Annotated in this window: 12 protein-coding genes; 9 read left to right on the plus strand and 3 right to left on the minus strand. The window is 65.7% G+C overall.

Features of this window, described 5'->3' with window-relative positions:
• Positions 1-13: 13 nt before the first annotated feature.
• Positions 14-616: a 6-phospho-3-hexuloisomerase gene (gene hxlB, locus AC1MDG_RS18995; protein WP_479806031.1), complete on the minus strand. Its 603-nt coding sequence runs from the start codon at positions 614-616 to the stop codon at positions 14-16.
• A gap of 135 nt (positions 617-751) precedes the next feature.
• Between hxlB and AC1MDG_RS19000 the strand changes: the two genes are divergently transcribed.
• The 3 genes from AC1MDG_RS19000 (at position 752) to AC1MDG_RS19010 (ending at position 3616) form a co-directional block, all read left to right on the plus strand.
• Positions 752-2050 (plus strand): helix-turn-helix transcriptional regulator, encoded by a 1299-nt coding sequence (locus AC1MDG_RS19000; RefSeq protein ID WP_479806033.1) that lies wholly within the window; start codon positions 752-754, stop codon positions 2048-2050.
• Between the two features lie 45 nt (positions 2051-2095).
• Positions 2096-2668 (plus strand): GNAT family N-acetyltransferase, encoded by a 573-nt coding sequence (locus AC1MDG_RS19005; RefSeq protein ID WP_479806034.1) that lies wholly within the window; start codon positions 2096-2098, stop codon positions 2666-2668.
• 138 nt (positions 2669-2806) lie between these two features.
• A complete protein-coding gene (locus AC1MDG_RS19010; protein ID WP_479806036.1) occupies positions 2807-3616 on the plus strand; it encodes an IclR family transcriptional regulator in 810 nt (269 codons plus the stop codon).
• A 35-nt stretch (positions 3617-3651) separates the two neighbouring features.
• Here the strand turns inward: AC1MDG_RS19010 and AC1MDG_RS19015 are convergent, their stop codons facing one another.
• Positions 3652-4584: a LysR family transcriptional regulator gene (locus tag AC1MDG_RS19015; protein ID WP_209752099.1), complete on the minus strand. Its 933-nt coding sequence runs from the start codon at positions 4582-4584 to the stop codon at positions 3652-3654.
• A 157-nt stretch (positions 4585-4741) separates the two neighbouring features.
• Here AC1MDG_RS19015 and AC1MDG_RS19020 point away from each other — a divergent pair, with 157 nt between their 5' ends.
• From AC1MDG_RS19020 to AC1MDG_RS19040, 5 genes are all read left to right on the plus strand, one after another.
• The gene (locus AC1MDG_RS19020) at positions 4742-6046 is read left to right on the plus strand and encodes an aromatic ring-hydroxylating oxygenase subunit alpha (RefSeq protein ID WP_479806038.1); all 1305 of its coding nucleotides are present in this window, start codon (positions 4742-4744) and stop codon (positions 6044-6046) included.
• Positions 6043-7458, plus strand: a complete 1416-nt coding sequence (locus AC1MDG_RS19025) for a ferredoxin reductase (RefSeq protein ID WP_479806040.1) — start codon at positions 6043-6045, stop codon at positions 7456-7458. Before AC1MDG_RS19020 ends, AC1MDG_RS19025 begins: the two co-directional genes overlap by 4 nt.
• A 260-nt stretch (positions 7459-7718) precedes the next feature.
• Positions 7719-9635 (plus strand): BCCT family transporter, encoded by a 1917-nt coding sequence (locus AC1MDG_RS19030; protein ID WP_479806041.1) that lies wholly within the window; start codon positions 7719-7721, stop codon positions 9633-9635.
• Positions 9636-9644: 9 nt separating this feature from the next.
• Positions 9645-10574 (plus strand): formyltetrahydrofolate deformylase, encoded by a 930-nt coding sequence (purU, locus tag AC1MDG_RS19035; protein ID WP_479806043.1) that lies wholly within the window; start codon positions 9645-9647, stop codon positions 10572-10574.
• Positions 10575-10612: 38 nt separating this feature from the next.
• Positions 10613-13120, plus strand: coding sequence for a GcvT family protein (locus AC1MDG_RS19040; protein WP_479806044.1), 2508 nt, complete (start codon positions 10613-10615; stop codon positions 13118-13120).
• A 126-nt stretch (positions 13121-13246) separates the two neighbouring features.
• Here AC1MDG_RS19040 and AC1MDG_RS19045 read toward each other — a convergent pair whose 3' ends face one another.
• The gene (locus AC1MDG_RS19045) at positions 13247-13534 is read right to left on the minus strand and encodes a hypothetical protein (RefSeq protein ID WP_479806045.1); all 288 of its coding nucleotides are present in this window, start codon (positions 13532-13534) and stop codon (positions 13247-13249) included.
• A gap of 166 nt (positions 13535-13700) precedes the next feature.
• Between AC1MDG_RS19045 and AC1MDG_RS19050 the strand changes: the two genes are divergently transcribed.
• Positions 13701-15134, plus strand: coding sequence for an alpha-amylase family protein (locus tag AC1MDG_RS19050; RefSeq protein WP_479806047.1), 1434 nt, complete (start codon positions 13701-13703; stop codon positions 15132-15134).
• Positions 15135-15155: the final 21 nt, after the last annotated feature.

The following is a 15155-nucleotide window of genomic DNA, read 5'->3' on the forward strand; positions in this document are numbered from 1 at the left end:
TGCTCAGGTGGGTCTACTCGAGGTTCGCGTGGCGCTGCCACAGGTCCTCGGCAGCGGCCGCGTCCTCGTCCCAGAGGCTTTGGAAGACGGCTTCGGTGGTGGTCAACAGCACCTGTTCAAAGAGGCTGCCCGAATACTGCCGTGACACGGCCGAGCCGTGGTCCGTCTTCCGGGCGGCCGGGATACGTACGACGGCGGCGGCAACTCCCGCGAGCGGGGAACCAGCGTCGGTGGTGTAGACGGCGACCCGCGCGCCCTGGCGGGCCGCGGTTTCCGCCGCCTTGACGACTCCGGCGGTGGTGCCGGAACCGGAGGCCGCGAGCAGCAGATCCCCTGCGCTGATGGCCGGCGTGGTGGTCTCACCGACCACGTGCACCGTCAGTCCCAGGTGCATCAGCCGCATGGCCGCCATCTTCAGGACCAGGCCGCTGCGGCCGGCGCCGGTCACGAAGATCCTGCCGGCCAGCCGGAGCTCTGTCACGAGCGCCGCCACCTGCGCCGGGTCTACGCGCCCGGACACTTCCCTGATTTCATCCAGGACCAGGACCCGGTTGCGGCTGAAGGCCCGGGACGTATCGGCCAGGGCTGCCGGATCGGTTTCCGCGATGACGCTCATGGGCTGGTTCCTCCTTTACGAAAATTGCTACCTCTCCATCCTCGACCGCCTGATGGGTGGGCCAAACGCCATGATCGAACGGTCATTACTACCCAAAGGGATAGGCAGATGCCCGCGGCGCCGTAAACTGGGCGGGTGGAAGCCGCCGATACCGTCCTGCTCGAAGCCATCGCCGCCCTGTCCACCGCCCCGCTGGCCACCATTGCCCAGCGGCTGCGGGAGGCCACGCTCCCCTATCTGGGAAGCAGCGCCCTGGTCATCTTCACCGAGGACTGCACGGGCCGGCCGCAGAAGAAAGCCGGCGACGAGTCGATCATCAGCCGGGTCTCCATCGCCGAACTGGACCACATCCGGGCATCGCTCTCGGCTGCACGTGGACAGTCGGCGGGTGACGCGGGGTCGGACGGCCACTGGCAGGGCGAAGCAGTGCTCGGCGGCGAGGCGCACGCGGTCCTTGCGATGTCTTCCCCCAGCAATGCGCTGCTGGTCCTCGCCGACCCGCTACCCGTTCAGGACCCGGACCGCCGCGAAACAGCGGATCGCATGCTCCGCTACCTGTGGACGCTGGCAGCGGAGCGGATCAGGGAAAAGGTGGCGGACGCGCCGCCGTCGTACCTCATCGAATCCCGCGCGGCCTCGGCCGAACGGGTAAGGGTGACAGCGGAACTGGTGGACCACCACTCCACCACGCTCGAAACCCTCCTCGCCGCGCTACGATCGCCCGCACTCAGCGACGACGCCGCGCGGAAGTCCGCCACCGACGTCGCCGCCAGGGCATTGGTGGGGCTCCGCACCCTCAACGACCGCACCACCGAACTCGTGGAGGAACCGGTGGCCACCGCGTTCCAGCGGCTGCGCGAGGACCTGAAACCGCTCATGAACTTCAGCGGCATCGACGTCCAGTTCATCGAGCCGCCCGTCAACGGCCGCGCCCTGCCGGGCGAAGTGGCGCACGCGGCCCGCGCGATCGTCCGCGGGCTGGTCCTTGCCATGGTGGACCAGGCGGGAGTGCGGCGGATCCGGACGCAGTGGGACTGCGACGGCGAGAACCTCCTGGTCAACGTCCGCGACGACGGGCCCGGCGAGCTCTCTGCGGCCGCACCCGCCATGGCCCGCCTCGCCCAGCGGGTGGAAGCCCTCAACGGCGGCATGTCCGTGGATATGATGCCCGGCTGGGGCGCCGACGTCGCCATCTCACTCCCCCTTGATCCCCCGGCCCGCACCCTGCCCGACGTCACCGACTGGAAGCTCGGGGAGCGCGAACTCGAGGTGCTCCAACTGCTGGCCGCCGGACAGCGGAACCGGGCCATCGCCGCGAAACTGCACATCAGCGAGAACACCGTGAAGTTCCACCTCCGCAACATCTACCGGAAAGTGGGCGCCACCTCCCGCACCGAAGCAATCGCCATGGCGCACAGCAACGGCGTGCGCTAGGCCTGGGACCGTACATCAGGATCAGCAGCGAAAGGACTCCGCGGCATGGCAATCGAGGTTCGTCCGGCGACCCGGTTCGAGGACGTAAGGACGATGGTGGGCCCCAAGCGCCCCGACGCGACCGTGTGCTGGTGCCTGAGCTACCGCATCCCCTCCAAACAGAACCTGGCGTTGCGCGGCCCCGAGCGCGGGGAACTGGTCAGGCAGCTGACGGCGCAGGACCCGCCGCCCGGGGTACTCGCGTACGACGGCGACGAAGTGGTGGGCTGGGCGGCCGTCCATCCGCGCGCCGACACCAGCTTTGCCCGCACCCGCAAGATCCCGCATGTGGACGACCTCGCCGTGTGGTCGGTGTGGTGCATCCGGGTGCGGCCCGGTCACCGCGGCGAAGGAATCTCCCACCACCTGCTCAAAGGTGCCATCGACTTCGCCCGCAGCCATGGCGCCCCGGCCATTGAGGGTTACCCGGTGGACAACCAAGGCAGGAAGGTGGACCTCACCATGGCCTACGTTGGCACACGAACGCTGTTCGAGCAGGCCGGGTTCACTATGGCCGCCGGCACGGACTCCGTGCTCAACGGCTTTCCCCGCGTGCTGATGCGCCTGCACCTGCCGTGACGTCAGGGCCCTTAACGCAATGCCGGTTTCCGCACGCATCTCGGCATAGGATCGAAAGTGTGGAACTAACCGAGAGGACGCTCTAAGCGGCCTTGTGGCGGGAAAGCAAGCCGCAGAAACTACTTGAGGGTATGGATCATGGCTTCGAAGAACGACCCCGAATCCGACGTCGACGCGGAGGCGGGCCAGCACGGCGGCGTCCAGTCAGTGGACCGCGCCCTTGCGGTCCTGGAGATCCTGGCCAGGGACGGCCATGCGGGCGTGAGCGAAATCGCTGAAGAGATGGGCATCCACAAGTCCACCGTGTCCCGGCTGCTGGGCTCGCTGGTGAGCCGCGAAATGGTCCACCAGAACAGCGAGCGCGGAAAGTACCAGCTGGGCTTCGGCATCCTGAGGCTGGCGAGCTCCATCCCCGGACGGCTCAGCCTGGTCCGGGAGGCCCGGCCCGTACTGGAAGCGTTGGCCGAGGAATTCAAGGAGACCGTGAACCTGGCCGTCCTGCGCTCCAACTACGCCGTCAACGTGGACCAGGCCATGGGCCCGTCAACGCTGGCCACCTACGACTGGGTGGGCAGCCTGACGCCGCTCCATGCGACCTCGAGCGGGAAAGTCCTCCTGGCGGCGCTGTCCGCGGACGAACGGGACCGCATCCTGAAGGACACCGGGCTTCCGGCCCGCACGCCGCGGACCATCACCAACCGCGCCAAGCTGGAGAACCAGCTGATCGACGTCGCCCGCGACGGCTACGGCGTGGTCCGCGAAGAGTTCGAAATCGGCCTCAATTCGATGTCCGTGCCGGTGTACAACCACATGGGTGCGGTGATCGGCGCGGTCAGCATCTCCGGGCCTGCCTTCCGTTTTGATCCCGAAAAGGCGCCGGGAGTCCTTGAGGCCCTGAAAGAGGCGGGACTGCAGATCAGCGCAAGAATGGGCTACACCCGCCGCTAAGGCATCAGGTCCAGGACGCCCCACGCCGGCAGCGCTCAGGGGTCCACTTCGGGCCGGGCGGTGAGGATCCGATTGGCATTGACCTGCAGGATGCCGAGCGACTCCTGGATCAGGGGTGAGGCGATGCTGCCCCTGCGCACCGCGGCGACAATGCGGCGAGTGGGTTTCGCCCTACCGGTGATGCGTAGCCGAACCACGTTTTCGGCACCATGCAAAGGCGCCAGCCGGGGCAGCAGGCCGACGCCCAGCCCCGCACCCACGAACGCGATCTGGGTTTCCCATTCAACGGCCTCATGGGCAATCCGCGGTGTCACCCCGACTGCCGTGAACGCCGCGGTGAACAGGGAATGGTAGGTGGAACCGACGGCCTCCGTTATCCATGGTTCCGATGCCAGTTCTTCAAGCGTCGCTGTTTCCCGTGATGCCAGCGGATGGTCACCGGGAATGATGACGTCCAGCGGATCGTCGAGCAGAACTCTCTGCTCGAAGCGCGGATCGTCCTCACCATAACTGTCGGACTGCATGGCGACAATGACTGCAAGGTCGATTCGTTCCGCAATCAACAAGTCGAAGCAGCGGGCCGGATCAGCCTCAAGAACCTGCACCTCCAGCAGGGGGCGGGTTGAACGCAAAGTGGCAGCCAGCGGCGCGAGCAACTGGGCGGCCGCCGTGGAGAATCCCCCAAGCCCAAAACGGGACTGCACCTGGTCACCGGCCTCCATGGCCTCCGCGCGCAGGCTCTCCCATTCCGCGATGAGGGTGTCCGAGCCCGCCACGAGAAAGCGGCCCGTGGCAGTCAACCGCACACCCCGGCCGTCCTTCGTCAGCAGCTGCATTCCAAGCACGCGCTGGAGCTCCCGCAATTGCGCGGAGACAGCGGAGGGAGAATAACCCGTGAGCTCCGCGGTTGCGCCAATAGTGCCGCACCGGGCAAACACCCGAAGTGTTATGAGCCGTGGATCGATCATGCATCTATTCTGCATGGTTATCTTCAAAATCTTGCGCTTTTGTTGCAGCTCCTGTGACCCTAATCTCATCATTACAAGTACTTCGACCATGCCGTTAGCACCCGTCCACGCATGGCCGCCGCAACACCCACTACCCATGCCTCCCGGGAGGAAACCCATGACTGCTTCTGTGAACACGCCCCTCAATTCACGCGGAAAACTCGCTGCATCTTTGCCTGCCGAGCAGCTGGCAGAGATCACCGCGTTGTTTGAGTTCCGGCGCACCGGCTACTCCCTCGATGCCCCCTTCTACACCGATCGCTCGATCTTCAACATCGACATGGAGGCCATTTTCGGCCAGCACTGGATCTTTGCCGCCAGCACTGCCGAACTGCCGGAGCCGGGCGACTACGTCACCGTCGATTACGGGCCCTACTCCCTGATTGTGCTGCGCAACGACGACGGCGCCGTGAACGTCCTGCACAATGTATGCCGCCACCGCGGTGCGCGCGTTCTCACAGAAGCTGCAGGGTCAACCGGAAACCTGGTTTGCGGGTACCACTCCTGGACCTACTCTCCGGAGGGTAATTTGATCCATGCCTCCGCGCCGGGGGAAACGAAGTTCGACAAGAGCTGCTTCGGCCTCAAGCGCGCCCACGGCCGTGAGGTGGCCGGACTCATCTTCGTCTGCATTGCCGATGATGCGCCGACGGACTTCGACGAAACCGCAAAGATCTTTGAGCCCTACCTGGCGCCCCACGATCTCTCGAAGACAAAAATCGCCTACCAGCAGAACATCATCGAAGAGGGCAACTGGAAGCTCGTCATGGAGAACAACCGTGAGTGCTACCACTGCGACGGCCACCCTGAGCTCGCCTGCTCCCTCTTCCCCACCTGGGGCCTGACGGAGGGCCTGATCCCGCCCCATCTTGAGGAAGTGTGGAACCGGAACAAGGAGGCTCAGTCCTCCCTCGAGGAGCGTTGCCGCCGCTACGGCCTTCCCTACGAGGTGGTCGAGCAGCTTGACACGCGTATCGCGGGAATCCGTATCTCACGGGAATCACTCGATGGAGAGGGTGAGTCGTTCTCCGCGGACGGGCGGAGGCTTTCCAAGAAGCTGCTGGGTGATTTGCCCGACTTCCGCCTTGGCCGCTGCTCGATGCACCTGCAGCCCAACAGCTGGTTCCATTTCCTCGGCGACCACGTCATCACGTTCGGCGTCTTTCCCATCAACGAACACCAGAGCCTCGTACGCACCACCTGGTTGGTGGCTGACGACGCCGTGGAAGGCGTCGACTACGACCTGGAGAAGCTCACCTACACCTGGAAGCAAACGAACCTGCAGGACAAGGCGTTCGTGGAGCTGTGCCAGCAGGGTGCCGGCAGTCCCGCCTACGAGCCCGGTCCCTACATGAAGAGCGAATACCAGGTCGAGGCATTCATCAACTGGTACGTGCAGCGCGTGCAGGAGCACTTGGCATGATTGAACTCCTCACCGAAACGGCAATCCAGGAACCACAGCGTATTCGCGGTCTTGAGATGCCGTGGAACAGGGTGATGGGAAGCCCCGAGACACCCGCACGGGCAGCACGGGCGTTGGGTCCATGGCATCCCCAGGAGTTCATGGCCGAGTGCGTCGAGACCGTTCCCGAGGCCGGCGCCATGATGACCTTCGTGTTCCGCCGATGCGACGGTGCACCCCTGGCGTTCCGTGCCGGCCAGTACGTGAACGTCGCATTTCCTGTGAATGGCGAGGACCAGGAACCAGTGGACCGCAGCTACTCGCTGTCCAGTTCGCCCACCGAGCCGTGGACTTTCAGCATTACCGTCAAGTGCGACCCCACGGGATTGGTCTCACCCTGGGTGCACGAGAACGTCAAACCCGGCACCGTTCTTGAGATGCTGGGACCGGTGGGAGCATTCCACCTGCCCGATGCCGACCGACGGGCACGGTATCTCCTGCTTGCTGCCGGCGCAGGCATCACCCCCATCATGTCCATGGTGCGGACCATCCACTCCCTGCCCGGACACGCCGATGTTGTGGTGCTCTATCACGGCTCGGATGCTGGAGGCTTTGCCTTCCACCGGGAACTGGCCTATATCGCCTCCGTGGACTCGCGCGTCAAGGTCCACTACTCCCTGGGCGACCGCAGCGTACCGGAGGGGTGGGAAGGGCTCAGCGGAAGGCTGACGGCGGCCATGCTCGAGGAGGTGGCCCCCGATGCCAACGGCCGCCAGGTGTACGCATGCGGTCCCGAGGGTTACCTGAACACCGCCACCGAACTCCTCCAAAAGGTCGGCGTCGATGACACTTCCATATACATGGAGTTCTTCTCGGGAGACCGCCAGACGCTCCTTGAATACCAGGCGGAGGTGGCACTTGCAGCCGACGTCGCGGAGGAGATCGCCGAGGAGATCGCCGAATCCGCCGAGGACTACTTTGAAAGCCAGCCCGCCGCATTCGGGCTCTACGAGCCTGGCTACGACGCCGACGGGACTCTGCAGGCCTCGGGTCTGCCGCTGGAAATCAGCGACCCGGAGGCACCCGGCTCCGACCCCGCCGTCGACAGCCCGGGCCTGGAGCCGGAAGCCGGTTCCCCTGACGCCTCGAGCTTCGGCACGGTGGGGACAGGCAGCCTCACCATGTCCTTCATGCGTACCGGCATCAATGTCCGGATCGATCCCACCGAGCGCATCCTCGAGGTGGCCCAGCGTGCCGGCGTCAGGATTGGCGCGAACTGCAAGGAAGGCATGTGCGGCTCCTGCAAGGTCGTCAAGCTTTCAGGGGAGATCGAGATGAACCACCAGGGAGGGATCCGGGCGCGGGAAATCTCGGCGGGCAAGTTCCTGCCCTGCTGCTCCACGGCGCAGACGGACCTGGTTATCGATGCCTAGCCCCTGCCCCGGCCCACCGTCAAGGCGCAGCCGGATTCCCTGCAATAGGGCTTAAGACTTCAGAAAAACCTTGACAGGTGACTGTGATACGGGCCACTCTGTTGCTTATGGCGAGACGTGTTGCTCTTTACGGAACAACCACCGCGATGGAAGCACAGCTGACCTTGAACAATGAATGCCAGGAAGGCCCCGATCTTCCGCCCGGTTTGGGGACGCCGGAGTACAGCTTCAGCCCATGAATTCAAACCAAAGGACTTGACATGGCTTTGAACAGCGACATCCGCACGGATGCCCAACCCCCCGTTGAGCTGGAGGAGCCCAAGCTCGTCCCTGCACCCGAGAACTCTCCTTCCTCCCACGATTCACACGATGCCGAGGACACCGAACAGATCATGCAGGAACTCCGCCAGACCAAAGCCGAGCAGGCTGTGGCAGAGCGGCGGAACCGCAAACTCACCCTCGACAAGGCCACCTTCGGCATCACCGGGGTCCTGGCCCTGGCCTTCGTGGCGTGGGGCTTCATGGGCCGGGATAGCCTGGCCGCCACGTCAACAGCCGCCCTCGACTGGGTAATGGAGTACACCGGCTGGCTCTTTATGGTCCTGGCCTCGCTGTTCGTTGTTTTTGTGCTCTGGCTGGCCCTGGGCAAGTGGGGCAACATTCCCCTCGGCAAGGACGGCGAGAAGCCCGAGTTCCGGACCGTGTCATGGATTGCCATGATGTTTGCGGCCGGCATGGGCATCGGCCTGATGTTCTACGGTGTGGCCGAGCCGCTGTACCACTACATCTCCCCGCCGCCGGGAACGGTGGACGGACGGACGCCGGCAGCCATCCAGACGGCCATGGCAACCTCAATCTTCCACTGGACCCTGCACCCCTGGGCAATGTACGCCGTCGTCGGCATCGCCATGGCCTACGGCACCTACCGCCTGGGCCGCCGCCAGCTGATCTCGGCAGCGTTCACGTCGCTGTTCGGCATCAGGACGGTGGAAGGGCCGGTGGGCAAGTTCATCAACATCCTGGCGATCTTCGCCACGCTCTTCGGTACGGCCGCTTCCCTGGGCCTCGGCGCCCTCCAGATCGGCAGCGGCCTGACGTCGAACGGCTGGATCGGGGAAGTGGGAACACCCATCCTGGTGGCCATCGTTGCCGTCCTGACAGCCTGCTTCGTGGCCTCGGCGGTGTCCGGCATCAGCCGCGGCATCCAGTGGCTGTCCAACATCAACATGGTCCTGGCCGTGATCCTGGCGCTCATCGTTTTCCTCGCCGGGCCCACACTGTTTATCCTCAACCTCATTCCCGCAGCAGTCGGTGACTACGCCAGGGACCTGGCCGAGATGTCCTCCCGCACCGAAGCCGTGGGCGACGAGGCGCTCCGGGCCTGGATGTCCGGCTGGACCATCTTCTACTGGGCCTGGTGGGTGTCGTGGACGCCGTTTGTGGGCATGTTCATCGCCCGCATCAGCCGCGGCCGCACCATCCGCCAGTTCGTCACCGGCGTCCTGCTGGTCCCCAGCATCGTCAGCGTCATCTGGTTCGGTATCTTCGGCGGCACTGCGTTCCACGTCCAGGAGGAAGCGGACAAGGCGGGTACCCCCGGACTGGTGTCCATGGCCAGCGGGTCACCGTCCATCGACTTCGACGGCGCCCTGTTCGACCTCGTCCGGAACATGTCCATGCCTGCCTGGCTCACCGCAGCAGTGGTGGTTCTCGCCATGGTCCTGGTGGCCATCTTCTTCATCACCGGAGCCGATTCCGCATCGATCATCATGGCATCCCTGAGCTCCAACGGGTCCTCCGACCCGAAGCGCGGCCTGGTCATCTTCTGGGGCCTGCTCACCGGCGCAGTAGCCGCCGTCATGATGCTGGCCGGCGGTGATGAACCCTCGGAGGCGCTCTCCGGCCTGCAGCGGATCACCATCGTGGCGGCCCTGCCGTTTGTGCTGGTCATGCTGCTGCTGTGCTTCGCCCTGGTCAAGGACCTGCGCCGGGATCCGCTGTCCCTCCGGCGCCGACTGGCGGACTCCGTAGTGGAGCGCGCCATTCGCAGCGGCGTGGACCAGCACGGCGGCGTGCAGTTCGATCTCGTTACCAAGCATCAATGTGATCAGCGCTGTCCGGACGACGGCCGCTGCGCGGCTTCCCCCTCTGACACCCAAGCCCCTGCAAAGAATTAGGAGTAGACCATGACCACAGTCCTCGAAGGCCGCCCCACCGGTAACGCGACGGTGGAGGCCGGCGACGTTGCCGGCGTCCGCGGCACCGACACCGTACGGTATGTCCTTACCCTTGCGTGCCCGGAGCGCCCCGGAATCGTCCGGGCCATCACAGCATTCCTCGCTGATCGCGGCTTCGACATTGTTGAACACCAGCAGTTCGATGACCACATCAGCGGCAAGCTCTACCTGCGCACGGCCTTCACTCCGGGAGACAAGGAAGTTTCCGCGGAAGGCCTCAGCGCGGAGTTCGCCGCCATCGCCGATGAGTTCGACATGGAATTCGCCATCCACGATGGCCGCCCCCAGCGCCTGCTGGTGATGGTTTCAAAGTTCGGCCACTGCCTCAACGACCTCATCTTCCGCTGGCGCGCCGGCAGCCTGGGTGCGGAGATCGCCGTCGTGGTGTCCAACCACGAGGACCTTCGCCCCATGGCAGAAGCCGCCGGCCTGCAGTTCATCCACGTCCCGGTAACGGCCGCTACCAAGCCCGAAGCTGAAGCGCGCCTGCTGGAACTGGTGGCCGAGTACAACGCGGACCTGGTGGTCCTTGCACGCTACATGCAGGTCCTGTCCAACGAGCTGTGCGCCAGCCTCCGCGGCCGTGCCATCAACATCCACCATTCTTTCCTGCCCGGGTTCAAGGGTGCCAAGCCTTACCACCAGGCCTATGACCGCGGCGTGAAGCTCATCGGAGCCACCGCGCACTACGTCACCGCAGACCTGGACGAGGGCCCGATCATCGAGCAGGAAGTGTTCCGGGTGGACCACAGCCTGGACCCGAACGCACTGGTCACGGTAGGCAGGGACGCCGAATCCCAGGCGCTGTCCCGTGCAGTTAAGTGGCACTGCCAGCACCGGGTCCTGCTCAACAACACCCGCACCGTCGTCTTCCGCTAACGCCAACGCCTCATACGCAAAAACAGGAGAAACAACCCATGAGCGCATCACCACGCGTTGTCATTATCGGCGCCGGCATTGTCGGAACCAACCTTGCCGACGAACTCGCCACCCGCGGCTGGACCAACATCACGGTGGTGGAACAGGGCCCGCTGGAACTTGCCGGCGGCTCCACGTCGCACGCGCCGGGCCTGGTGTTCCAGAACAACCCGTCACGGACCATGACCGAATTCGCCACCTACACGGTCAACAAGTTCCTCTCCCTGAGCAAGGACGGGGAGTCCTGCTTCAACCAGGTAGGCGGCTTGGAACTGGCCACCACCCCCGAGCGCCTGGCCGACCTCAAGCGCAAGATGGGGGTGATGACCTCCTGGGGAGTCGAAAGCCGGATCGTCGACGCTGATGAATGCGAAAAGATCTACCCGCTGTTGAACACCGGTAAGCTCACCGGCGGCCGCGAGGTCCTGGGCGGCCTGCTCATCCCCACGGACGGGCTGGCCCTGGCTGCCCGTGCAGTGCAGCTGCTGATCGAGCGTTCCCGCGAGCGCGGCGTGACCTACCTCGGCTCCACCGCCGTGACCGGCATAGAACAGGCCGGCGGTAAGGTCACCGGCGTCGAAACGGCCGACGGCGTGATCCCGGCGGACATCGTGGTGTCATGCGCAGGTTTCTGGGGCCGTGAACTCGGCAAGATGGTGGGCCTGGAAGTCCCGTTGCTGCCGCTGGCCCACCAGTACGCCGTCAGCACCCCGCTGCCCGAACTCGAGGGCGTCAACGAGCTCCCCAAGGGCGCCAGCAAGCCCATCCTGCGCTACCAGGACAAGGACCTGTACTACCGCGAATGGGGCGACCGCATCGGCATCGGCAGCTACGCCCACCGCCCCATGCCGGTGGACATGTCCGCCTTGCCGAAAGTCTCCGCAGACGAAATGTCGGACCACCGGATGCCGTCGCGCCTGGAGTTCACCCTGGAAGACTTCCTGCCGGCCTGGGAGGACAGCCAGGACCTGCTGCCGGCGCTTCGCAGCTCCGAGATCCAGGACGGCTTCAACGGCATCTTCTCCTTCACCCCCGACGGCGGCCCGCTCATGGGCGAGGCGCCCGACCTCGAAGGCCTGTTCGTGGCCGAAGCCGTCTGGGTCACGCACTCGGCCGGCGTGGCCAAGGCCATGGCGGAACTGCTCGTCGAGGGCCGTTCCCGCACCGACCTTCACGGCTGCGAGCTCACCCGCTTCGAGAAGGTCCAGACCTCCGACGCCTATGTCAGCGAAACCTCCCAGCAGAACTTCGTGGAGATCTACGACGTGATGCACCCGCTGCAACCCAGGGAATCCCCGCGGGACCTGCGCGTCAGCCCGTTCAACGTCCGGCAGAAGGAACTGGGGGCGTTCTTCCTGGAATCCGCCGGCTGGGAGCGCCCGCACTGGTTCGAGGCCAACCGCGGCCTGCTCGAGGAGCTTCCCGCAGAATGGCAGGCGCCGGAGCGCGACGAGTGGTCCGCCATGTTCTCGTCCCCCATCTCGGCGGCCGAAGCGTGGAAGACGCGCACCGCCGTCGGACTTTTCGACATGACGCCGCTGAAGCGGCTGTCCGTTGTGGGGCCTGGGGCCCAGGCTCTGCTGCACCGGCTCAGCACCGGCAACATCGCCAAGAAGCCCGGCGCCGTCACGTACTGCCTGCTGCTGGAGCACGACGGCGGCATCCGCAGCGACGTGACCGTCGCCCGGCTCGCTGAGGAACAGTTCCAGCTTGGCGTGAACAGCAATGTGGACTTCGACTACCTCCGGGTCGAGGCCCGGAAGCAGTCCGCCGCGGATCCGGCCCGGTGGGTGCACGTCTCGGACATCACCGGCAGCACCTGCTGCATCGGGCTCTGGGGGCCGCTGGCACGCGAAGTCATGGGCAAGCTCAGCACGGACGACCTCTCCAACGAGGGCCTGAAGTACTTCCGCACCAAGGAAATCTCGGTGGGCGGGATCCCCGTCACAGCCATGCGGCTCTCCTACGTCGGCGAGCTCGGCTGGGAGCTGTACACCACCGCCGAGTACGGGCTGAAGCTGTGGGACCTGCTGTTCGAGGCCGGCCGGGAACACGGCATCGTCGCGGCCGGGCGCGGCGCGTTCAACAGCATGCGGCTCGAAAAGGGCTACCGGCTGTGGGGCACGGACATGACCTCGGAGCACCACCCGTACCAGGCAGGCCTGGGCTTCTCGATTGCCAAGGACAAGACCGGCTTCGTGGGTTGTGAGGCCCTCGCCGCGCGGAAGGAACAGACCGCGGACAAGGTGCTGCGGTGCCTGACCGTGGACGACGGCACGTCCCTGGTCCTGGGCAAGGAGCCGGTGTACGTCAACGGCGAAGCTGCCGGGTACGTCACCAGCGCCGCCTACGGCTACTCGGTCCGCAAACCCCTTGCGTACGCCTGGCTGCCTGCGTCGGTGTCCGAGGGCGACGCCGTGGAGGTCGAGTACTTCGGGCGGCGCATCGCGGCCACCGTCTCGGCCGAGCCACTGTTCGACCCCGGCATGGAGCGGCTGCGGGGCTGACGGCCGGCGGCCGGCGGCCGTCCTGACCCTCTTTTACGCCGGAACGACGGCGACACACCGACACGTTCGGAGTGTCGCCGTCGTTCTCGGTTTAAATCGGGTCAGGACGGCTTGCGGAAAAGGTGCTTAGCCCGCCGCGTAGGCGTCCGTTTCGCGCTGCAGGCGCCGGGTGATCAGCTCCACCCGGCGGGACATCAGGGTGCCCACCTGGAGCCGGTCGCCGGGCCAGCTGGAAGCCTCCCGTGAGTCCTCGAGCGCTTTGGCCAGGGCCCGGGAAAGGTAATAGACCTTCCAGGCGTGCTTCGCGTAGTGGATGGCCCGCCTCTTGTACCTGGGGGCTTCCCGCACCAGTCCGACGGCGGCCCGCGCCAGGGCTTCACCCAGCAGTTTTTCCCCGCTTTGAATTCTTTGCATGCGGACCTTCACCATCCCCGGTGCGCAAACTGACTCGTACTTGACCGTTCCCTTCGAGTGTGGCGAACGTAGCTCAGCGTCAGGTCAAAGAAGTGCAAGGATTTGCTCAAGGTCCGGCCAGGGAGCTGACCGAGTATGTTGGGAAGCTGAGGAAAGGTGGATCATCATGACGGAGCCGGACTGGGTCCAACACGCTATCTGGTGGCAGGTCTACCCCATCGGCTTCGTCGGGGCCGAGCAGACTGCCGCGGAGCTAGCGTCCAAAGAGCAGGGGCGGCCGGTGGTGCACCGGCTGGGCCAGCTGGTTCCCTGGCTGGACTACGTGGTGGAACTCGGAGCGTCAGGTCTCGCGCTGGGGCCTGTCTTCGCCTCGGAGACCCACGGTTACGACACCACGGACTACTTCCGCATCGACCCCCGGCTAGGCGACGACGCGGACTTTGACGAGCTCATCGCCCAGTGCCACGCCCGCGGACTGAAGGTCCTGCTCGACGGCGTCTTCAACCACGTGGGGCGCAGCTTCGGGGCGTTCCAGGCTGTGCTCAGCGACGGCCCGGAAGCCCCGTCCGCATCATGGTTCCGCCTTCAGTGGCCGGACTCCGGATGGACGCCGGGGACCGAGCCTGGCTACGAGGATTTCGAGGGCCACCATCATCTGGTGGCGCTCAACCACGACGAACCGGGAGTCGCCGCCCTGGTCACGGACGTGATGAAGCACTGGCTGGCCCGGGGAGCGGACGGCTGGCGGCTGGACGCGGCGTACACTGTGCCGCCGTCGTTCTGGGCACCGGTACTGGCAGAGGTGCGCCGCGACTATCCGGACTCCTACTTCGTGGGCGAGTACATCCACGGCGACTTCGCCGGCGAAGTGGAGCGGAGCAGCCTGGACTCGGTCACGCAGTACGAACTGTGGAAGGCCGTCTGGAGTTCACTCAACGACGCCAACTTCTACGAGCTCGCATCCGCGCTCGAGCGGCACAACGGGTTCCTCGACACCTTCGTGCCGCTCACGTTCGTGGGCAACCACGACGTCACCCGCCTGGCCAGCAAGCTGGCGAACCCGGACCAGCTGGCGCTGGCGCTCACCGTCCTGATGACCGTGGGCGGGACACCCTGCATCTACTACGGAGATGAGCAGGCCTTCCGCGGCATCAAGGAGGACCGCGCCGGCGGAGATGACGCGGTCCGTCCGGCGTTTCCGGCCGGACCCGCAGACCTGGCGGGCACCGGCTGGCCGGTCTATCACCTGCATCAGGAACTGATCAGCCTCCGACGGCGCCACGCCTGGCTGCACCGTGCCCGCACCACGGTCCTGACGCTCAGCAACGAGCACCTGGTCTACCAGGTCCGGGCCGCCAGCGGCGCAGGGGACGCCGGCGCGCTGACGGGCGGCGGTGGAGCCGAGGGCGGCGCGCTGACGGGCGGCGGTGGAGCCGAGGGCGGCGCGCTGACGGTCGCGCTGAACCTTTCCGGCACGCCTGCGGACCTGCCAGTGCCGGCAGGGTCGGGCACGCTAGTGGCCGGGCGGGCCCACCGGCATCCGGATCGGGACGCCGTGGGCCTGCCCGGCTACGGGTGGGCAGTGCTCGGAAACAGCTAGCGGTCTTGGCCGGGCCCTGTC

It is taken from the genome of Arthrobacter sp. AIWTK1, assembly GCF_056680535.1.